General features: G+C 43.3%; 15 protein-coding genes and 2 tRNA genes. 6 read left to right on the top strand and 11 right to left on the bottom strand.

Annotation, left to right across the window (positions count from 1 at the left end):
* Positions 1–144: 144 nt before the first annotated feature.
* The 11 genes from HYN43_RS23740 to HYN43_RS23685 form a co-directional block, all read right to left on the bottom strand.
* Positions 145–218 (bottom strand) — tRNA-Pro (locus HYN43_RS23740).
* Positions 219–526: 308 nt separating this feature from the next.
* A complete protein-coding gene (locus tag HYN43_RS23735) occupies positions 527–2,230 on the bottom strand; it encodes a DUF262 domain-containing protein (RefSeq protein WP_119406392.1) in 1,704 nt (567 codons plus the stop codon).
* Between the two features lie 156 nt (positions 2,231–2,386).
* A tRNA-Pro gene (locus tag HYN43_RS23730) sits at positions 2,387–2,460 on the bottom strand.
* Positions 2,461–2,617: 157 nt separating this feature from the next.
* On the bottom strand, positions 2,618–3,328 hold the full coding sequence (locus HYN43_RS23725; RefSeq protein WP_119406391.1) for a caspase family protein: 711 nt from the start codon (positions 3,326–3,328) through the stop codon (positions 2,618–2,620).
* 3 nt (positions 3,329–3,331) lie between these two features.
* Positions 3,332–3,715 carry a hypothetical protein gene (locus tag HYN43_RS23720; protein ID WP_162996603.1) on the bottom strand — a complete coding sequence of 128 codons (384 nt, stop codon included), beginning with the start codon at positions 3,713–3,715 and terminating at the stop codon, positions 3,332–3,334.
* A gap of 218 nt (positions 3,716–3,933) precedes the next feature.
* Positions 3,934–5,019 (bottom strand): efflux RND transporter periplasmic adaptor subunit, encoded by a 1,086-nt coding sequence (locus tag HYN43_RS23715; RefSeq protein ID WP_119406389.1) that lies wholly within the window; start codon positions 5,017–5,019, stop codon positions 3,934–3,936.
* 2 nt (positions 5,020–5,021) lie between these two features.
* Complete coding sequence (locus HYN43_RS23710) at positions 5,022–8,276, bottom strand: efflux RND transporter permease subunit (protein ID WP_119406388.1); 3,255 nt, start codon at positions 8,274–8,276, stop codon at positions 5,022–5,024.
* Positions 8,277–8,287: 11 nt separating this feature from the next.
* Positions 8,288–9,679: a TolC family protein gene (locus HYN43_RS23705; protein ID WP_119406387.1), complete on the bottom strand. Its 1,392-nt coding sequence runs from the start codon at positions 9,677–9,679 to the stop codon at positions 8,288–8,290.
* A 253-nt stretch (positions 9,680–9,932) separates the two neighbouring features.
* A complete protein-coding gene (locus tag HYN43_RS23700; RefSeq protein ID WP_162996602.1) occupies positions 9,933–10,301 on the bottom strand; it encodes a hypothetical protein in 369 nt (122 codons plus the stop codon).
* A 126-nt stretch (positions 10,302–10,427) separates the two neighbouring features.
* A complete protein-coding gene (locus HYN43_RS23690) occupies positions 10,428–11,129 on the bottom strand; it encodes a hypothetical protein (RefSeq protein WP_119406384.1) in 702 nt (233 codons plus the stop codon).
* A complete protein-coding gene (locus HYN43_RS23685) occupies positions 11,126–14,584 on the bottom strand; it encodes an MBG domain-containing protein (protein ID WP_119406383.1) in 3,459 nt (1,152 codons plus the stop codon). Before HYN43_RS23685 ends, HYN43_RS23690 begins: the two co-directional genes overlap by 4 nt.
* Before the next feature lie 339 nt (positions 14,585–14,923).
* Here HYN43_RS23685 and HYN43_RS23680 point away from each other — a divergent pair, with 339 nt between their 5' ends.
* From HYN43_RS23680 to HYN43_RS23655, 6 genes are all read left to right on the top strand, one after another.
* Complete coding sequence (locus HYN43_RS23680; protein ID WP_119406382.1) at positions 14,924–15,352, top strand: hypothetical protein; 429 nt, start codon at positions 14,924–14,926, stop codon at positions 15,350–15,352.
* A 145-nt stretch (positions 15,353–15,497) separates the two neighbouring features.
* Positions 15,498–18,824 carry a DUF4175 family protein gene (locus HYN43_RS23675; protein WP_119406381.1) on the top strand — a complete coding sequence of 1,109 codons (3,327 nt, stop codon included), beginning with the start codon at positions 15,498–15,500 and terminating at the stop codon, positions 18,822–18,824.
* 1 nt (position 18,825) lies between these two features.
* Positions 18,826–19,248: an ATP-binding protein gene (locus tag HYN43_RS23670; RefSeq protein ID WP_119406380.1), complete on the top strand. Its 423-nt coding sequence runs from the start codon at positions 18,826–18,828 to the stop codon at positions 19,246–19,248.
* On the top strand, positions 19,248–19,673 hold the full coding sequence (ybeY, locus tag HYN43_RS23665) for an rRNA maturation RNase YbeY (RefSeq protein ID WP_119406379.1): 426 nt from the start codon (positions 19,248–19,250) through the stop codon (positions 19,671–19,673). The genes HYN43_RS23670 and ybeY overlap by 1 nt, the downstream gene beginning before the upstream one ends.
* Positions 19,674–19,715: 42 nt before the next feature.
* A complete protein-coding gene (locus HYN43_RS23660) occupies positions 19,716–20,231 on the top strand; it encodes a glutathione peroxidase (RefSeq protein ID WP_091174940.1) in 516 nt (171 codons plus the stop codon).
* 311 nt (positions 20,232–20,542) lie between these two features.
* A complete protein-coding gene (locus tag HYN43_RS23655) occupies positions 20,543–21,436 on the top strand; it encodes a DMT family transporter (protein WP_119406378.1) in 894 nt (297 codons plus the stop codon).
* Positions 21,437–21,643: the final 207 nt, after the last annotated feature.

Below are 21,643 nucleotides of genomic sequence, written 5' to 3'. Positions count from 1 at the left end.
TAATATCAATTTAAACGCGGCGGTAGTAAATAGTTTTGCTATGCCTGTTTTGTTATAAAGTGCCTAAAAGCGTAGCCCAATACAAAACGAGACCTCGCAAAAAAACAAAAAACCTGTTCCTTTTCGAAAACAGGTTTTCCTTCGTCGGGATGGCGGGATTCGACCCCACGACCTCCAGCACCCCATGCTGGCGCGATACCGGGCTACGCTACATCCCGAATTAATGTATCCCTTTACCGGCGCGAGTATGTGGTGTTGGGTGGGAGGGGGGCTTACTCGTGACTTTCATCGCTAAAAAAAATCACGAATATGCCACGCCTTTCCCCATACTGCATACTCGCGCCTCTTGAAGAGATCAATTACCGTTTCTTGAATTTATAGAATCTGTTTTACAGGCAGAATAAAATGCAACAGCTGCAAGTAATAGCAGGGTAGATTTTCTCATAAGTAGTTCCGTTTTTACAGAACAACCTTGTTTGTGATGTTTTGTTTAGATTGAGTTGAATTGTTCGAAAGGTAGTTAAAGTTATATTTTAAAAACTTTGTTATAAACGATTGATGCCAATTTTTCAGTCCTCAATACAATTTCCCCTTCCGCCCATTTAGTTGCCTTAACAATTGTTTCGTCCAAGAAAATGTTTGAACGTTCCAAGATAACTTTCTTGTCCTTGAACTGTTTGTTTGCAAGAGTATTATTAGTTTGTTCGTCGACTAAAATTAAATTACCTAATAAACCAACATTTTGATCGTGTGTTATTGTTCTGGATGATGGGTTTTGCGGTAATAGGTGTTCAAGTGTCATCAAATCATAATTTATAGCAACTCCTTTTTTGTTATAAAATTTATCAACCTTGGCCAATGTGTATTGAATTATCCTTTTTTGCTTAGTATAATCATCAGTAAACTTTATCGTTTTAAAAGAAGCGAGAAACTCATCATATGTAGGTAGCTTTTCACGCATTTTGAGTTTCAATTCTCTGATTACGTCCAATTTTGATTTATCATCTTTTGCTTCAGAAAGCTTTCTGCCATATGTAGAGTACATTGAGCCGATTCCACCGGAAGATCGCTGAGAAGTTATCGCTGTAAATATATAATGAAAATGTTCAATCGCTTCTAAGGCTTCGTGGGCGTATTTATATTTTAAATTGCCGGCAAAATATTCTCTCATAATAGACAAAACCATAGGCGTTTGTTGAGTTACTCTGAAACTGTAAAGTGTCGAGAGAGAGTTACGTATAGCAAGTTCGTTTTTATTCCATTTTCTGGAATCCGGTTCAAAGATAGTTCTATAAGTTTTAGAATCCGTTACAAGGCTGTTTAAAAAAAACGAGGCTTGAGTTGACTTAACAGAAATTTTGATCTTTTTAAATAGTGTTTTTACAGTGGTGTATTCATATTTGGAAAGCCAAACATGCAATAGAAAATTATCAATATCAAGGTCGGAGGATGTTCCTTCAATATTGTCCCTTAATAAATTCCACTTGTCTTTAGGAATATCCACACTTGCGTTTCTTGCCTTAATGTGTTTAGTTAAGTAATTTTTAACCAAATCACCTACACTTAAGTCTTTTCCGCGTGTGTTTAGTGTCTCAAATATAATGTAAGCGTCGTCTTCATCATCTAATTCAATATAAATGACTTTTAGTTTTAATATTTTATCTCTGATTTCGTTTAATTTATTGATTAACTCGTTGTCAAGATTGGTTGCCTTTTGTTTATCAACCTTTATATTTTTAATTTCCTGAGCTATGTAGCCATTAATTTGTTCAAAACCATTTTTTAAATTTATTTCTTCGCTTCCATAATCTATATCAATTTCTGGGTCATCAAACTTTTGAATATGCTCTTGAAAATATGGATATGAAGTCTCTGTTTGTAAAATGAATCTATTGTCATCGTTTAAATCCATTTTCTCTATTAGTGAATGTACACCACGCGCTTGTTTTTCAAATCCTAAGACTCGATACGCATCTCTTAGTGAACATAGTATCATTGTTATTGTAGTCAACCTCTGTTGCCCGTCAACTATGCCATAAAGCTCATCACTTTTTTTATAGACTACAATTGAGCCGATAAAGTAGTCGGTTTCACTTTCTATCAAAGTGTCGTTCCAAAATTCTGAAATATGATCTTTTTCCCAAGAATATGGTCGTTGAAATCTTGGTATATGATAATAACCAGTTTCAAATATTTTTCTGATTTCCTTATCGATACAAGTGATTTTCATTTTGAAAAGATTTAAGTTCTTAAATATAAGTTATAGTGATATTTATAGTGTGATATTTTTTAAAATCTTGGATTGGACATTGAGACGTATGTTTTGTGGTCAAGGATATTAAAAAGAAAAAGCCACCGAAATAATATTCGATGGCTTCTTCTATAGTCGGGATGGCGGGATTCGAACCCACGACCTCCAGCACCCCATGCTGGCGCGATACCGGGCTACGCTACATCCCGAATTAATGTATAGCTGGATTGCAAATATAATTGACGGGATATAAATTCAAAATAAATTGAACACTAATATTGGCCATTATTAATGGTTTGTCTGATTATAGTTTGATAAATAACCCTAAAGCATCTTTAGAGAATATGCTCATTTAATCATAGCATACTATATCAACTTCGAATAGTTGGGATCAATACCTATTATTAATTGTTGGGATGAAAGGCTTTTTACTAATACGGCTTCTGGGTTCTGATCTCTGAATTCATTTTTCGTTAATACAGCAGCTGTATTATGCGCTGTGCCTACTAACTGAAATTCATTAATAGAAGAAGTTGCAGCATCAATTAGGTGTCGGGAATAAACGCCTCCTGTAGCTGTGTCGTGAGAAACTTCACCAATTGAACATGAGTATAAGGATGCTTGTTGAGGAATAGCTTGCATAATACGCTTTTCAAATTTTTCTCGTGTACCTGTTGCTGCAGAAAAAGCCTTAGTAAATCTCTCATTTAACCTCGTTTCAACCTGAGGAGAAGGGAATGACCTACAGCAATCAAAGATATTTAATTGTCTTGGGGCTAAATATTTTAAGGCCGATTCGGTTATCGCTTCGCCACTTGAATTTAATTCTAATACAGTTTCTCTGTCTTGACCTCCATGGCCACTAAATATAACGATAAGATAATCTAAATTAAGTTGCTTTAATCTTGACAAAGTAAGAGATAGCTCGATTAAAGAAGGATCGGTCTTTATTACGAATTCAAACTCCAGCCACCCACCGCCATATTCACTTTTAAAAAACTTCTGATAATTAGCAATATCAATTTTGACACCTGGTAATCCATCTGTATTTCCGATTATAAGTATTCTTTTGTTCATATTTTAGTTTAAATATCCTTTAACAAAATCTACAAAGGCATGATCATAGCTATCAACATTTTCGTAGGAAGATGTTGGGTCTTCCCAATACTTTCTATGCAGTCTTATCCAGTCTTTAATCGCAATATAACTTTCAACCTTGTGCTTTTTATATTTATGATGTTCTGCAACACGAGATAAGTAGTTGAAAAGCAAAGTGCAATAAACATCATATCTTAAATATTTCTCATCATTGGTATCAAATGCACTTGTCCACGAACCAGTAAAATGCGAACTTTCTAAGTAAGGATATTGGAGTGCTATTTTTAGAATGGCATCCAGTTGTTCATCTAAGCTTTTTCGTTTATTTACCTTCGTTATCCATAGACTTATTGATGTAGAAATCACTATAGATGTAATCGACGCAATTGTCGTGGATGTTATATCAAAAGAGAATTGCATTTTCGTATAACTGGCGCTTTATGATGCTCGGTTTAGATTCTAAAGATAGTATTATTTTATCCAAAACAATATATAGATATAAAAAAGTTTTTATAGGGTGACAAAGAAAATAATTCGATCCGAGTATTCATAGGATAAGCAGATCGAATTATTTTCTTTGTTTCTTACTCTATCTCATCCCCATCCCTAATAGCATCACTCGCCTGCGTAATGATCTTTTCATTAGGCTTCAACCCGCCAAAAACCTCGGTCGAATCGTGGGTGCTTAGCCCTTCCTTTACATCAACCAGTTTGGCTTTTCCGGCTTCAACCACCACCACGTACTCCCGCTCGGTAGAGCGCACGATGGCTGTGTTCGGCACCAGTAATGATTTCGCGCCCGAGAGCATCGGGATCTTTACTTCGGCGTACATGCCGGGTTTCAGGTTGTTGTTTTTGTTTTCAACGTCGATCTCAATAGCTTCCGAGCGCATGCTGCCCAACGCATTGGCCGAGCGACTGATCCTGGCCGTTTGCTGCGAGCCGGGCATGGCATTAAAGGTGAAAGTAACGGGTTGCTTCAGGTCAACCTTATCTACATAGTTTTCGGGGATGGCCACTTCAAGGCGCAGCTTGCGGGTATCCTGCAGTATCAGCATCGGGATATCTGCCGCTTTGCCGGGGGCCACCAGCGCGCCGGGCGATACGTTACGCTGTACTATCATGCCATCAAAAGGGGCATAAACGTTAAGGTAGCCTTGCATGGTTTTTACCGAGGCCATGTTGGCGCGTTCGGCTTCGGCAATGGCATTGTCGGCACGCATGCGGGCGCTGGCATTGTCAAGGTCGAGGGGCGATACCGAGCCGGGTTCGGCGGCGGCCTGTTTCAGGCGGTTGTATTTTTCTTTGCTGGCGTTGGCTGTTTCCTGTGCCTGTAAAAAGCGGGAGTTGGCGGCCTGGAACTGCGATTCCATTTCGGGCGCTTCGAGGGTAAGCAACAGTTCGCCCTTTTTTACTATCGAACCGCGGTCAACATAAATCTCTTTTATAAAGCCGTTAACGCGCGGAAATATGTTCACCTCGTTAAACGGCTTCAGCTGCCCCGGCAGGCGGGCCGAGCTGGAAAGCGCCTTTTCGTAAACGGTGCTCAACGCATATTTTTTGGCCGATGGGGTTTTATTTTCGGTAAGGTCAACCGGTTTTTGGTTGCCCCCGCAAGCCGCGAAAAAGCAGGCTATAAACGCTGGGATGATGATATGTTTGGTTTTCATGATTATACTGTGGTGAGGGTGCTTTCTGTGGTTTCTTCTGTTGGTTGTTCGTCGGGCATTAATGATGGCGATTGGTAGGTGGTTTTTTCCTGTACCCATGCAAATACCAGCGGCAGGATAAACAGCGCCGCCAGGGTAGAGGCCAGCAAACCGCCAATAACGGCGCGGCCCAGCGGCGCGGTTTGTTCGCCTGCTTCGCCCATGCCTGATGCCATCGGGATCATCCCGGCAATCATGGCCAAACTGGTCATGAGGATAGGGCGCAGCCTGATGGATGCACTGGTTACGGCGGCGCGGGTAGCATCGCGGTATTCAAGCCGGAGCTTCTCGGCATTGGTAACGATCAAAATAGCGTTGGCCACCGATACCCCGGTAGACATGATCATCCCCATATACGATTGCAGGTTAAGTGTAGACCCGCAGATGAGCAGCGCTGTGATCGACCCTAAAATAACGGCGGGCACGGTAGATAGCACGGTAAGCGAAACTTTAAACGATTGGTAATTGGCTGCCAGCAATAAAAAGATCACCAAAATGGCAAAGGCCAAACCGTTTTGCAAACTGGTTAAAGTTTCAACCAACAGGCTCGACATTCCTTTTACCTCGGCTATTAAACCTTTAGGCGGATCGCCCACCTCGGCCAATGCTTTTTGTACTGCCGAGGTAGCCGTACCCAAATCCTTTTTATAAATATTAGCGCTCACCGTCAAAAACCTCCGTGGACCGCTGCGGTCATATTCGCCGGGGGCGTATTCGGTTTTAAACTCGGCCACATCGGCAAGGGTAGGGCTGCTCTGGCCTTTCACCAGCGGGATCTCCTTCAGCTCATCCATGGTGTTCATCACATACTCGGGCACCTGTACCTGCACCTGGTAGGTATAAGCCGATTTATCATCCAGCCACAGGTTTTTTTCGGTAAAGCGGCTTGATGAGGTACTTGCCGTAACCGAGCGTGCAATATCTTTAATATTGAGGCCCAGCTGCGATACCTTCAGCCTATCCAAAGTAATAGATACCACCGGGAAGCGCTGCGGCTGATCTATCTGCACATCGCGCAGGTAAGGGATCTGTTTTAAGCGACTTAGAACTTTGTTGGCATAATCCTGGATCTGCTGCATGTTTTTACCGGCCACCTGCACCTGGATAGGGGTAGATGCACCCTGGCTCATGATCTTCTCGGTCATATCGATAGGTTCAAAACTGATATTCATTTCGGGCATCTCGTGCGCTATGTTTTTGCGCAGGGCATCCTTCAGCTCGTCCATATTTACATGATAGTTTTCATCAAGGTTAACCTGCAAAACGGCCTCGTGCGTACCGGTATTAAATACATACAGGTTACTGCTACCAAAACTGCTGGGGATAAGGCCGATATAGCCCGACGAAATTTCAACATGGTGGTTCACCGTTTTATCGATGATAGTAAGCACCTGTTTAAACTTATCTTCGGTTCGTTCCAAACGGGTACCCTCGGGTTCTTTAATGCGCACCTGGAACTGGCCGTTATTCAGCTTGGGCATCATATCTTTTCCTATCACCACAAAACCAACTGCCGCCAAACCGATAACGCCAATAAGGTAAACCAGTATAATGGTTTTTTTGCGCTCCATCCACCGGCTGATGATTTTCATATAGCCCATTTTCACACGCTCAAACAGGTCGTTCTTTTCGGGGTGTTCCTGCTCATTTTTCAGATGATCGTTTACTTGTTGTTCTTCGAGGCGATCTAAAGCTTCGCCGGCATGGGCGTGTACTTCCCCGTGGTGATAATGCTGGTATTGCTCGGCCTTGATCAGCCAGTTGCTCATGATAGGTACCAATGTTTGGGCTATCACATACGATACGATCATGGTTAAACCTATCGACATGGATAGCGGCAAAAACATCGCCTTAGGCACACCATTCATCATAAAGGATGGCGCGAATACGGCCAGGATACAAAGCAGGATCAGCAACAGCGGAAAAGCGATCTCCTCGCAGGCGTCAAAAATGGCCTGCCGCTTGGATTTGCCCATCTCCAGGTGCTGGTGAATATTCTCGATGGCTACCGTGGCCTGGTCCACCAAAATACCGATGGCCAAAGCCAGCCCGCTCAAGGTCATGATATTGATGGTTTGGCCGAACAGGCTTAATAACAATACGCCGATGAGGATTGATACCGGGATGGTAATTACCACGATGAGGCTGCTTCGCCAGTCGCGTAAAAACAGCAGTACCATTAAACCGGTGAGTAAAGCGCCGAGACCGCCCTCGGTCATCAAACTTTTTACCGAGTTCACCACGAAAATGGATTGGTCAAACTCGTACGAGATCTTCACATCATCGGGCAGCAGGTTTTGCATTTCGGGCAGTTTGCTTTTCAGGGTTTGTACCACTGTCCAGGTAGATGCATCGGCGGTTTTCACTACCGGGATATACACCGAGCGTTTGCCGTTAATGAGGGCGTAATCAACCGTAACATCGGTGCCGTCGCTTACCCGGGCTATATCTTTAATGTAGATAGGCACCCCGTTTTTTGCGATGACCGGGATATTGCCAAAGTTTTCGCTGTTTTTGATGAGCGAGTTTAATGTCGTTAGGTAGATGGTATTATCCAGCCTTAAATTGCCGGATGGTGCCATGGTATTGAATTTAGATAGCGCCTCAACCACTTCATCGGGCGTAAGGTTATAGCTCCGCAGCTTACTTGGATCGATGCTCAGGATGATGGACCTCGCGTTAGATCCAAACGGCGGCGGTGCCGATAAGCCCGGAATGGTAGCAAACATAGGCCTGATGCGGGTGGCTGCCATATCATAAATATCCTTCAGGCTGGCGGTTTTACTATCAAACACCAGCTGCCCAACCGGTAACGACGAGGCATCAAACCTCACCACCTGCGGCGGCAATGCACCCGGTGGAAAAAAGCTTTGCGCACGGTTTACCTGCAAGGCTACCTGGGCGCTGGCCTCGGCCATGTTGGTGCTTTCATAAAACGAGAGTTTTATTAATGTAAGCCCCTGGATGTTTTTGCTGCTGATATTTTTAATACCGTTTACATACAGAAACTGGTCCTGCAAACGGGTACTAAAGAACCCTTCCATTTGCTGGGGCGACATGCCCCCGTACGATTCGATAACATAAATAGTAGGCAGGTTAAGCTGCGGAAAAATATCTATGGGGATGTTGATTGCGCTAAGTACTGCAAAAATTAAAAGGCTGAGGGTGATAACCACCGTTGTGATGGGCTTTTTAAGCGCGGATGTGACCATTGACATAGTGTTCGATTTTAGTTTAAAAGGTTTAAAACAGTGTTCACCTCGTTGCCGCTTAATGCTTTCTGGAAAAGCGCACTCGAAAAGGCATACCGGGCCTGCACGTAATCGGTTTCGGCGCGGTAAAGGATGTTGAGGGCGGCATTCAGGTCGATGATATCCGTTAACCCGTTTTTGTACAACGATAGTTTTTGGCGATAGCCGGCATCCGCGGCCCTTAACTGGTTGGGGATCTCTTTAAGGCGTGCCCGTGCGGTATTCAGTTCAACATCAGCCTGGCTAATGCCTAAGGCCAACAGCGATTTTTGCTCGTTCAGTTGCTTTTGAGCGTAATCGGTAGCGGCCCTTTGGGTAGTTAGTTTTAAATGCCTCCGTCTGATATCGAACAGATTGTAGGAAATGCCGATCCCAACCAAATAATTATTACGATCGAAGCCCCAGCCGCTGGATAGGCTGTTGAAATGATCATTGGCATCAACGCTCGATCCGCGGCCCCAGGCAGCGGCCTCGAGTAATATTTTAGGGTTGTACTGTTTTTTAACCAGGTTTTCGCGCGCTACGCTGTTTTGCAGCAGCGATTTGTAATAGTTAATAAGCGGATGGTTGGTTGTATCGGCATCCGAAATAGCGGGTAACAATACCGATGCTGTGAGCCTGGTTTGAATAGTTGTATCCGGGATAATATGATCCGCCGGTAAGCCGCTCATCTGCGCCAGGCGCAACTGAACCTGTTTAAGCTGGTTATCCAGCTCAATATTATTCAGGCGTGCTTTTGATAACTCGGCCTCGGTAATGCTGGTATCAACACCGGGCCTCACACCGCTTTTAGCCAGCGACCGGATTGACCTTACGATTTCCTCATTACGGCGAATATTTTTTTGTTGTATGCTGATATAATCCTGCAGGCGCAGCAGTTGAAGGTAATACCCTATGGCATAGGTTTGCAACTGATATTTTGACTGTTGAAACTGATCCTGCGCCAACTGCACTTCCGATCCTGCCACTTTATTCTGCGCGCCATAAGAACCGAAATTGTAAACCTCCCAATCAAGGGCGGCAATACCCAGGTTGGTGAGCACGGCGCTGGTGTTGCTTTCGGTGCGCACCCCGCGCGAGTTGGAGGGAATAATACCGAAACCAAAGTACGGCCCGGCGGTATTGTTATTGGTACCCACATCGGCCTGGTAATTCAGTTTTAAGTTGGGTAGCCAGTTGTTGCGGGCCTCAACGGCAGCGGCCTGCTTAATGCCAATAGCCGCCGAATCGGTAATTAAGGAGGGGGCGGTATTGCCAATTTTGTTTAAAAGCGTTTTTAACGTAAGCGGTGGTACATTTTGCTGCGCACACACGTTACCGGCCGTTAACAGTAACAGTACTATGCACAAATACCTGTTAAGATGTTGCATCTTATGTTGATGAATGATTTAAAAATTAAGAAAACGGGTTGAGGGGCTTACGAGGAGGAAGGATGGATTTGAGGCGATTACTTCTCCACCCGTCATTGCGAGGTACGAAGCAATCCCCGATTTACAGAGCCGCTATGCAAATCCGATCTGTACAGTTTGGGATTGCTTCGTACCTCGCAATGACGGATCAGGCAATAAAGCCCTACCAATCTTCGCGTAAGCAAAAGCAGGATCGTGTAAGCGAAAAAGAAAATCAGATAGTAAGCTTGCCCGATAGCAAGTACAATGGGAGGGAACCATCAACAGCCGAAGCCGGACGATCAGAAAAAATACCTTTGAGCTTTTTGTAGTTGCCGAAAGCAAATGGAAAAATGATATTCAGTAAAGATGAAAATAACAACAGCAAAGGCACAATAGGATTAGCCAAACGTTGCTGTATGTAATCCGGATGCGATTCGCTGGTTTCGTTAAATTCCTGTTTGCGTTTGCTGAAAGCCTTGATCAGGATGGTGATATTGGTTTCGGATTTCAGTTGCTCATAGTAGCTGAAACCAATGAAGGGCTTCAGCGCCAGCATCAGCACTGCAAAACAGAGGCAATATTTAACTTTTAATCCGGCCACGTTAATTATCAAACGTAATAATAACCTCAAAGTTGATAAGAAAATGATTAACAGTATGGTTGTAACAAAAAAGTTGCGGCAGCAGATATTAATCTGGTGCCGCTATAGTTACAATGTGGCCTTAGTTTACTTTACAGAAAACTGGTAAACAGCCGAGTTGGAAGAGTTACCGATAAAATCATGTGTAACTACCTTCCAGTAATAGGTTTGGCCGGATGTTACGGATACATTATTTAAAAAGCTGTCGGTAATTTTATCTTTTAGCAATGGAGGGCTTTGGGCCGTGCCGAAATATACATCGTAATTTTCGATAGTGCCCGCAAGTACCGATTTGCCCTGCCAGGTAAGGTTAACCTTGCCCGATGTAGCAGTTACCGCCTGGCTAAATGTTGGTGATGTGAGCGTGGCCGGATATGGCGGGTATGATATCTCCCCTTTACCGGCATTATAAAATTTCCAGGTATCGCTCTGCGCGGTAACTGTGCTTGATGATGATCGCGAAATAACGTACCATGAAAATGGCGTGCCTCGTTTAATGTTAAGTGCCAGTTGATTATCTGTGGCCGAATAAGTTTTTGACGATTTATCTAACAGGTTTTGCAAGTACAGATCATAATGATCTGTATTGGCTGCGGTTTTCCAGGTAAAGGTGATGGTGCTGATACTATCAGAAACAACTGTTCCGGTAGCACAGAGCGCGTTATTTAAAGGGAGCGTTAAAACAGCTTTTGTAGGTGCCGGTGGTGTTGGAGGGGTAGGGTTATTGCCTTTTCCTCCGCAGCTTGCCATAACAAATGCAGCTGCTATTATTAATATATTTTTTTTCATTGTTGTTTTAATATTTTATAAATGTTTTCCTGTCCGTCGCGGGTGAGTTTGAGTGAGTAAACGTGGTTTTTTAATTCACCAAGGTCGAGGTTTAAAATGCCCGACTGGTTGGCATACTGCTTCAGGTAAACGAGTTTACCATCAGCCAGGTCATGGATCTCTACCGCTACCGAACCTACGTTTTTATTACCAAGGTTAAGCTTCAATGAGCTTTGAAACGGGTTAGGGTACGGAATGATGCGCGTGCCGATGCTGAAAAGCTTTTTAAAAATGCCCTGGCAAAGCTTATCGGTAGTTACCTCTACTTCATTATCGCCCAGGCCAAGTGGCAAATTGATGCTGCTTTCGGTAGTGGAGTATTGCATGCCGTTAAGCTTAATGGTATAGCTGGTGCCCCCATCCAATGTTAAGTTTAACTGGTCCTGGTTGGGGTTAATGGCAGCATAAACCGAAAGGTTTTTCGGTTCGGTTATAACAACATCGTAACATTGTTTATAATCGGTATATCCGGCAACAGTGATGCAAACATTGTAACTACCGGCTGCGAGGTTACTGATGGTTTTAGCGGTAGTAAAGGTATAGGGAGTGTTAAGTCCGTTACCGGTGATAGTTGCGGTGTAGTTTAACGTTTGTTCGGCTGTTATATTTACAGCACCGTTTATGCTGCCGTTGCAGCTTGCCCCGGTTGTTGTTAGCTTGAAATTGCTTTGGGGTAGTGTATACATAAATGTAAAGCCCGATAATGTAGCGGTACCGCCCGGGGCTACTATCAAAACAGTACCCGATGCGCCCTTACCAACCACCGCCTGTAGGGTTGTTTTTGAAGAGGCCGCGAACGAGGCGGCGTTAGTTGCGCCAAACTTTACCGAAGTAACCTTATCCAGGTTGGTGCCGGTTATGGTTACCACCGACCCCTCAATAGCTGTTGATGGGCTAAATGATGTTATGGTAGGTATGGCGTTGGTAACGGTTAGCTTGCCGCTTGTATAGGTAATTAGATAATTATTGGATGTTGCTCCCGACAGGGATATGACGTACGTGCCTGCATCCGGTGTGGCAGGCGCGCTTGTACTAAACCTGACAGCCGATAACAGATCGGCACTGCCATCACCGTTTACAAAGCCCGCATAAGTGGCCGTTAACGTTGGGATAGCATCGCCCGCATACATACTTACATTGTGTGCGGTAATCGTTAGCGGCGCTTTATCTACTGTTAAAGGTTGTGTTGTACTGTAAGCCGGATAATAGCCATCTGTAGCCTGGCTCGCGGTTATTTGCGTTGTGCCTGCTCCAACAATATGTATTTTGTTGCTTACAATGGTTGCAACAGCCGGGTTTGAACTGGTAAAGGTTATTGGTTGTGTGGTATTTGGACTGGTTGCATTAAGTGCGAAATCTGCTTCGCCGTAAATATGTTTACCGGCAATTGTGAATGCTACAGGAGGGTTGATCACAGTTAATTTACCATCTATATTGGTTACATCATAGTTGCTTGTTTGAATATAAGCGGTGATGGGATAAACGCCAGGTAGGCTATTTTTACCCGCTGCGGAGCTAACCCGGAAAGATGAAAACGATTTTTCAGTATCGCCATTTACGAGGCCAGTATATTTAACGGTGAAGGCAGGGTTATCTTGCTGGTAAATGCGGACTGTATCATTTGGTCTTGCGGTTAAAGGGGCTTTGTTCACTGTAAAATTTACATATACTGTAGACGGGCCGTAATAATCATTGCCATTATCCTGCGAAGCGGAGATATTAATATTTCCCGCACCTGTTACGTGGAGTTTGCCATTTACCATAGTGGCCGGACTTAATTGGTTTACCACGTATTTAATTGGCAGACCTTTATTGGTACTTATAGCGCCCGGATCAAAATCCGGGATTCCGTAGGTTACCGGCCCGGGTGGTGTAAAGGTTATAGTTTGTGATGACCTGCCATAAGCAGCAAATATCCAGGGGCATCCGCCATCACTGCTGTTTGACACGCTCCCTGCAATTGATACCCGCCCGTCGGCGCTTATTGCGGATGCGAATCCCTGGTGATGGTTAACCGTATCCACAAGGGCTCCCGGATCGTTTCCTCCCGGCGTATTGAGATTTTTTCCATATAATATGCTATTGAGATCCGGAGCTTTCCAGGTATTACCGTTGCGGGTAAAAAACATCATTGCACCACCTTGCTGTGCTCCTGCAAAATTATTGTAGCCGGGCATTCCTATCGCTGCGGTATTACCATCCGCACTCAGGCTAACAGAGCTGCCGAAACGGGAAAACTCATTATAAGGGCGTGGGCTTGGTGTTAACTTTGCCTGCTGTGCCCACTGGCCGGCTGTTCTTACAAATACCCAGGCCCCGCCAAATTGATAGGTTTCCGGCGAGCCGCCAGTTATAAGCGTATTGCCATCGGCATTTAAGGCCAGGGCTGTAATTTGAAAATCCGGGTAATATTGGGACGCTGTTTGATCATTTCCGAGGATACTGCCGCCTTGAGCAACCCATCCATTTGCTGCGTGATAAAATACATATGATGCGTTTAGTCCTTTTAGTGCTACAGTATTTCCATCTGCACTTAATGCAACGGGCTGTTTATCCTTACTGCTTTTTCCGCCATCAGGAGCTTCCAGTAAGGCCGACTGCTGCCATCGGTTGTCGCTTTGTGTAAATACCCAAACCGCGTTTTTTGAGGCGGCGCTAAATCCGCCGGCTATTATTGTTTTTCCATCGGCACTTATTGCTGCAGAACGGCCAATAAAGGCGCCATTTTGATTGCCTCCTGTGCCTTCAAGTTTTATACCGGTTTGTTGCCATGTATTATTGGTTCTTGTAAATATCCAAACCGCTCCATTTTTTTGATTATGGTTTGGGGCGCCAACAATGGCAATGTTACCGTCGGCGCTTAGTGCAACGGCGTTTCCAAAATTTTCGGGCGAGCCATCAGTATTAATTGCCGTTAGCTTGTCACCCTGTTGTTTCCAGTTTTCTTTGGTTCGGGAATAAACAAATACTTCTCCATTATCCGTCGGGTTGCCGGCTAAGATGGTGCTCCCATCCGCATTTATTGCTACCGAATAACTTTGCTTAAGGGTTTGCCCGGCGGTAGTAAGTTGCGATAGGTCTTTCCCCTGTACCTTTGTGGGGTAAAAAGAATTGCCTATTGTAAAAGTTTGCGCTGCTGTAATAGCACCCCCGCTTGTGGTAAGTTCTACTGGCCCGCCGGTTGTTCCTGACATAACCATAGCGGTAAGTTGCGTGCCTGTGTTAGATAAAATTACTGTAGGAATGCCCCCGATGGTGAGCTTTTGCGCATTGTTAAATCCTGTGCCGGTTACAGTGACAATTGTACCGGCTACACCATTTGTTGGATTGTAATTGGTAATAACCGGTGCCTGTGCCCAAACAAAACTACCCGTAATAAGAAATAAAAAAAGGGATAATAGATTTTTAGTACCCATGGTAAATGTTTAAAAATGATAAGGTGTGTTTACTTTGCGCAGTTACGGCGCAATTTATGCTGAGGGGTACTTCAGCTTTAAATCGATTTAAAGATAGTTTTTAAAACTGTTATGACAAAAAAAATCTTTCCATCAGGGGCGGTTTAACTTACTTAAACCGAAGCAGAAGGGACGTGCGAAACAGCTTGATTTGTTAAAATATGTTAATTTAATAACGTTTTATGTATTCGTTAATTAACTTGTATCAACAATAACCATTATCCCGATTGTCAATACTGTTGCTTAAAAACAGTAGTCGTTTTTAAAACCGTTTTATATTATTCTTCTGCCGGATAAATTATGAACAGGTCGTTTTTATACAGTTTAAAAGTTTGGCTGCTGATGGTGATTGTAGCACCGTTGCTGCACCTTACCTTGTCATGGCTGATGATGCACGATCCCGAGATCAGTCTTTTTGACGAAATTAAAAAAGACTATATCATTGCCGCCGATATCGTGCTGTTGCTTACCATTCCGTTTGCCCTGATCTTTTGGTTCTCCGTTTCGTCGCTGTTAAAAAACCACGCACCTCACTACGTGAAGCAGGCATTAACTTCGGCTATATTTATAATTATGGGGCTCGCTTTTTTCGAAATGCTTTTTGAAAAAGGTACACCATCGCTAACATCATTGGCCGTAATCATATTTCCTTACGCAATAGCCGGCATTTCCGGAATCTGGCTGCACGAACTTGAACCTGCCGGGGTGGAAGAGGAGGAAAGCGCGTAAAAACACCTAAATATCACTACACAGTTAAAATGATAGGTATTTTAACTATTATTGTTTTAATTTTTTAACTTAAACCAATAATAAGTATAAAATGCGCTTCTTTTCCGTTTAAGGGAAGATTGCTGTTGTTTTATTAACCCGCGGTATGGCTCCAACAGAAAATTATGAACTTTTGCTTGGCAAAATCAATACTTTCATCCGGAAGTATTATTTCAATAATTTTTTGCGCGGATTGATATTTTTAGGTGCCGGTTTATTTACCGCCTATGTGGTTGTAGCACTCAGCGAGTATTTTGGCAATTTCAGTATCCTGCTGCGTACCATCCTGTTTTATTTTTTTATCATCGTTAATACTGTACTGGTTTGTTGGCTGGTGCTGCCTTCCCTGCTGGCCTGGCTTAAAGTAGGCAAAACCCTGAGCCATGATGAAGCTGCCGAAATTATAGGCCGCCATTTTCATGATGTTAATGACAAATTGCTCAATACCCTACAGCTAAAAAAACTTGCCGCTGCCGATGAAAGCCATCGGGCACTGATAGAGGCGAGTATTGACCAAAAGATCGAAACGCTTAAACCGGTAAGTTTTCCGTCAGCCATCAACCTTAAAGAAAATACAAAGTATTTAAAATGGGTACTTGGTCCGCTGGGGGTAATCATAATTATCGCGTTTGCGGCACCATCTGTTTTAACCGAAAGTACCAAACGGCTCATCAGGCATAATGAATATTTTGTGCCCGCCGCCCCTTTTAAGTTTATAGTACTCAATAAAACCCTTGCCGTTGTGCAAGGCGATGATCTGAAGCTGGACCTGAAGCTGGAAGGCGACAAACTACCGGCCGATGTTTATGTAGAAACGGATAACAACGCCTTTAAGTTAGATAAAGAAAGCATCAGCCGCTTTCACTACCAGTTTAGCAACCTGCAGCAAAGTGTTAAGTTCAGGCTGATGGGTAACGGTTTTAGTTCGGTGCTTTACCAAATAAAGGTTAACCAGAAGCCGGCATTACTTCATTTTGATGTTGATTTAACTTATCCGACTTATCTGCATAAAAAAAACGAAACCTTGCTTAATGCAGGCGATTTAACCATTCCGGCCGGAACCATGGTTAACTGGCATTTGCATACCCAATATGCCGCCAGTTTACAATTTGATATGGATGGCCTGAGCCATAAAGCCAATGCTACAGGCACCGACGAATTTGAGTTTAAAGCCAGGATTCTTAAAAATTCGGTTTATAAATTGTTACCGCTTAACAACGAGGTAAGTCGCAGTGACTCGGCTACGTACCGCGTTAATGTGATTACCGACGAGGCTCCCTCAATTACGGTAGATGAAAAACCCGATTCGGTAAGTATGAAGGCTTTTTATTTTAACGGAAAAATCCAGGACGATCATGGTTTTTCGTCGCTTACTTTTCATTATAGCATCGAGGAGAACGGAAATAGTAAAGCCAAAGAGTTTACTAAAAAGGTGAATGCCGATCTGGCTCAAACCCAGGCCGATTTTTTTTACTACTGGAACCTCAAAGACCTGGGCATTAACCCTGGCGACCATGTAAGTTACTATTTTGAAGTGGCCGATAACGATGGCGTAAACGGAGCCAAGGTTGCACGCACAGCCAAGCGCACCCTGAATGTACCTGATAGTAAAGAGATAGAAAAACAATTGAATGCCGGTAGCAAGGCCATTAAAGATAAAATGCAATCGGCCATTAAGCTGGCCGGGCAGGTGGAGCGGGATGCGCAAAAGCTTAATCAAACCCTGCTCAACAAAAACACGCTGAGTTTTGACGAAAAAAAGCAGGTGGAAGATTTGATGCAGAAACGGAAGGATCTGGACGATCTGGTAAAAGAGATCCAGGCCGATAACAAGAAAAACCTGTACAACCGCCAGGAAAACCAGCAGCAAAGCGAAGAGATTTTAGCCAAACAAAAACAGATTGAAGACCTGTTTAATAACGTGCTCGATCAAAAAACAAAAGAGCTGCTGCAAAACCTGCAGCAACTGTTAAACGAGCAGCAAAAAGATGCCACCCGCGATGAGCTCTCTAAAATGCAGATGGATAATAAGTCGCTAAAAAAGGAACTCGACCGTGTTTTGGAGTTGTACAAAAAACTGGAATTTGAGCAGAAGCTGAATCAAAACATTGATAACCTGAACAAGCTGGCCGATGAACAGCAGAAACTTTCCGAACAAACGCAAAAACCGGGTGCCGATCAAAAAAATCTTCAGCAGCAACAGGATAAGTTGAAAAAGGATTTTCAGGATGTAAAAAAAGGGTTCGACGAATTACAAAAAAACAACGAGCAATCCGAAAGAAAATCCGACTATCAAAATCCTGAAAAGGAAACACAGGATATTGATAAGCAAATGGATCAGAGTGCCGATGATCTGCAAAAAAAGAACAATCCGAAAGCCTCAAAATCGCAAAAGCAGGCGGCGCAGCAAATGAAACAGCTGGCTGCTAAAATGCAAAAGGATAGTGACGAAGGCGAATCGAAAGAAAATGCTATCGATGCCCAACAACTTAGGGAGTTGTTAAAAAGTTTGGTAAACAGCTCGTTTAACCAGGAAAAGCTGATGCAAACGCTTAAGGGCACCAATTCTAACGATCCGTCGTATGTTACATTATCGCAACAACAAAAGGATATCCGCGATAACCTCAAAACTGCCGAAGATAGTTTGTACGCCATCAGCAGGCGCATTCCTCAAATCCAATCGACGGTTAATAAGGAGATCACAAGCATTAACGAACATATTGACCAGGCGCTTGAACAATTAGGCGACAGGCGCACGCTTGAAGCCAACCGCAACCAGCAATACGCCATGACATCGATGAACAACCTGGCCCTGATGCTGAGCGAGGCCCTGGCGCAAATGCAAAAAATGATGAACAAAGGCGGAACAGGTAAAGGTAAACAGCAATCCATATCCCAGCTGGCCAAAATGCAGCAGCAGCTTAACCAGAATATGCAAAAGGCCCGCGAACAAATGCAGCAGCAAGGCAACCAGGGGCAGGGTAAACAAGGTAACCAGGGTAACATGAGCGAGCAGTTTGCCAAAATGGCCCGCCAACAGCAGATGATAAGGCAGGCCTTGCAGCAAATTGACAGGGAGGAAAACAAAGATGGCACCGGCGGGTTAGGAAATCTGGATAAAATATCGAAAGAAATGGAACAAACCGAGCGTGATCTCGTAAACAGGAAGATTACAGATGACGCTATCAAGAGGCAGCAGCAGATTCAGAGCCGTTTGCTGGAAGCCGAAAAGGCCGAGCAGGAGCGAGAGCAGGATCAGCAAAGGCAAAGCAATGCCGGTAAAGACATGCCTCCGGGATATATAAAAGCGCTGCAGGGATACCAGCAGCAAAGAGTAAAACAAACTGAGCAGATCAGAACGGTATCTCCGGCACTCAATTTGTATTATAAACAAAAAATTAAATCTTACTTTGACCAACTTAATGCCAAATAATATGGAACAGGCAAATGTTCAAACCAGCAAGCTTTATACGTTACAGCTGCCGTCGAAACCGGAGAGCATAGCGCAACTTGAGCAGCTGATAGAAGAAATTGCTGATAAATATCATATAGCCGAGGATACCTTTGCCAATATGATGACCTGTCTTAATGAAGCTGTTATTAATGCCATTGTGCACGGAAATAAACTGGACGAAACCAAAAAAGTGATTGTTAATGCCGAAGTTGAACCCCGCCGCATTGTATGGACAGTTACCGATGAAGGCCCCGGTTTTGATTACAACAACCTTGCCGACCCAACCGCGCCCGAAAACCTCGAAAATTTGACAGGGCGCGGCGTGTTCATCATTAAACACCTTGCCGATCAGTGTATATTTAATACAGCAGGTAACGAGCTCGAACTTCACTTTAAGATCTGATGCCCGCGATAAATTTTTTTGAAGAAGACACTACGTTCAAGCCGAAACAAAAAGCACAGTTACGCCAGTGGATCAAGGACACCGTGGTTGCCGAAGGGTTTAAACTGAAGGAGTTGAATTACATTTTCTGTTCGGATGCATACCTGCTACAGATTAATCAGCAATATCTGGATCATGATACTTATACCGATATTGTAACTTTTGATAACTCGGAGGTTGAAGGGGATATTGTTGGTGATATTTTTATTTCGATTGATCGCATCCGTGAAAACGGTGCCAAATTTGAAACCGGGGAAACCAACGAGCTGCACCGCGTTATTATTCACGGGGCACTACACCTGTTGGGTTACACGGATAAAAGTGTTGTTACAAAGAAAAAAATGACACAAAAAGAAGATGAGTACTTAGCTAAAAGAAATTTTTAGCCTTACTTTTATGCTGGATTATTAAAAATCAATCAAAAAACCATGAAAACACTGGCACTCATCATCGCCTTATTGTTTGCGACGGCACCATCATCTGTATATGATTTTAAACTTAAAACCATTGATGGTAAGGATTTTAGTTTGGCAAAATACAAAGGCAAAAAGGTACTTATTGTAAACACTGCTTCAAAATGCGGTTTCACCAAACAATATGCCGACCTGGAAAAACTATCTGAGCAATACAAAGGCAAACTGGTAGTAGTAGGTTTCCCGGCCAATAACTTTGGCGGACAGGAACCCGGAACCAACCAGGATATCAAAACTTTTTGTAAAGAAAACTTTAACGTAAAATTCCCGATGAGCGGCAAGGTAAGCGTTTTAGGTTTGGATATCGACCCATTATTCCAATACCTTACAACCGCCCCCAACCCTGATTTTACCGGCGATATTAAATGGAACTTTGAAAAATTCCTTATCGACGAAAACGGTAAACTGATTCACCGCTTCAGGTCGCAAACTACACCGTTATCAGAAGATATTACCAAATACCTTAACTAAGGGTATAGATACTTAAGATGTACAGGCCCCGGCGACAGCCGGGGCTTTTTTGTGCAGTTTTTTCTATCTTTGGTCATCAACCCAAAATGACAATAAACATTAAATATAGCCCCTCGCATAATCAGAAATCCCACATCAGTGTATTTCTTGTGTCGGAGCCTTTCTTTAATGATCCGCCACTGTCTGTTTTTTGCTAACAGTTACCCGCTTCAGGTAACCGTTTCTGAGTTTTTACCATTAATTTCAAAACAACTTAAACATGGCCGGGCAAATGGGTTATCATACCTTGTCTGTACCTATCTTAGCAAAAAATGAAAAAGACATTTATAATGTTGCACATAGCCGTAATACTTGCCGGGTTTACCGGTGTGTTCGGCAAGCTCATCTCTTTAAACGAATATACACTTACTTTATATCGAACTTTATTTTCATTCCTGTTCCTGGCACTGATTGTCTGGATCAGGAGGCCGCATTTTCGGTATCCTGCCGGTAACATCTGGCAAATGAGCCGCGCCGGGCTTTTAATTGCTACCCACTGGGTTTTCTTTTACGCAAGCATCAAATACTCCAATGTATCGGTAGGGGTGGTGTGCTATTGTTTAACCAGCTTTTTTACCGCCTTTCTGGCACCGATGGTTAATAAAAAACCATTCAATATTACCGAGTTATTATTGAGTGCGCTTACCCTGGCAGGTATAGGCTTGATATTCCATTTCGATACCTCATTTCGCACGGGTATTGTATTAGGTGTGATCTCATCATTCCTGGCCTCGCTTTACACTATTTTTAACGAACGGTTGGTTAAACTGTACGATGCTGGGGTTATTAACATGTATCAGATGCTGGCGGGTAGTGTTGCCCTGGCGGTGCTGTTACCGGTTTACCTTAATTTTTTTCCATCGGATAAAATAGTGCCCGGAATTACCGATACGTTGTACCTGCTTCTTTTATCGCTTTTTTGCACGGTTGGCCTGTATGTTTTAGTGGCCGAAGTTTTAAAAAAGATCTCGGCCTTTACCGTTAACCTGAGTTTTAATCTCGAACCCGTTTACAGTATTTTACTGGCGATGGTTTTGTTTAACGAGTCGCGGCAGTTGAATATCTCTTTTTATGGAGGATTGTTAATTATTATTATTTCTGTAATACTACAGGCGGGATTAAGCCAGCGTAAAACAAGTGCGGCAGGCAGGGCGCAAGTCAGTTAGCAGTTTGTCTGAATCAGAATTTACAGAATTTCAGGATTTTCAGAATGCCAGTAAGAGGCCGTATGTATATATATAATGCGACCTTTTTTTATTTTGTTAATTCTCAAATTCTGTAAATTCTGATTCAGACAACACTCAACTATTATTTATCCACTCATTTTACATACAAACAACAATCTTTTATCTAAACTTGTAGCGCTAACAGCT

This window comes from Mucilaginibacter celer (assembly GCF_003576455.2).
In the GTDB taxonomy this organism is placed as follows: domain Bacteria; phylum Bacteroidota; class Bacteroidia; order Sphingobacteriales; family Sphingobacteriaceae; genus Mucilaginibacter; species Mucilaginibacter celer.
Note: the sequence above shows the minus strand (reverse complement) of the source record. Positions and strands in the feature narration are given on the sequence as shown.

Bases quoted from the DNA above. Each gene is read 5' to 3' on its own strand.
- HYN43_RS23735 (WP_119406392.1), bottom strand. From the start codon at position 2,230: ATGAAAATCACTTGTATCGATAAGGAAATCAGAAAAATATTTGAAACT.
- HYN43_RS23725 (WP_119406391.1), bottom strand. From the start codon at position 3,328: ATGAACAAAAGAATACTTATAATCGGAAATACAGATGGATTACCAGGT.
- HYN43_RS23715 (WP_119406389.1), bottom strand. From the start codon at position 5,019: ATGAAAACCAAACATATCATCATCCCAGCGTTTATAGCCTGCTTTTTC.
- HYN43_RS23710 (WP_119406388.1), bottom strand. From the start codon at position 8,276: ATGTCAATGGTCACATCCGCGCTTAAAAAGCCCATCACAACGGTGGTT.
- HYN43_RS23705 (WP_119406387.1), bottom strand. From the start codon at position 9,679: ATGCAACATCTTAACAGGTATTTGTGCATAGTACTGTTACTGTTAACG.
- HYN43_RS23690 (WP_119406384.1), bottom strand. From the start codon at position 11,129: ATGAAAAAAAATATATTAATAATAGCAGCTGCATTTGTTATGGCAAGC.
- HYN43_RS23685 (WP_119406383.1), bottom strand. From the start codon at position 14,584: ATGGGTACTAAAAATCTATTATCCCTTTTTTTATTTCTTATTACGGGT.
- HYN43_RS23680 (WP_119406382.1), top strand. From the start codon at position 14,924: ATGAACAGGTCGTTTTTATACAGTTTAAAAGTTTGGCTGCTGATGGTG.
- HYN43_RS23675 (WP_119406381.1), top strand. From the start codon at position 15,498: ATGGCTCCAACAGAAAATTATGAACTTTTGCTTGGCAAAATCAATACT.
- HYN43_RS23670 (WP_119406380.1), top strand. From the start codon at position 18,826: ATGGAACAGGCAAATGTTCAAACCAGCAAGCTTTATACGTTACAGCTG.
- ybeY (WP_119406379.1), top strand. From the start codon at position 19,248: ATGCCCGCGATAAATTTTTTTGAAGAAGACACTACGTTCAAGCCGAAA.
- HYN43_RS23660 (WP_091174940.1), top strand. From the start codon at position 19,716: ATGAAAACACTGGCACTCATCATCGCCTTATTGTTTGCGACGGCACCA.
- HYN43_RS23655 (WP_119406378.1), top strand. From the start codon at position 20,543: ATGAAAAAGACATTTATAATGTTGCACATAGCCGTAATACTTGCCGGG.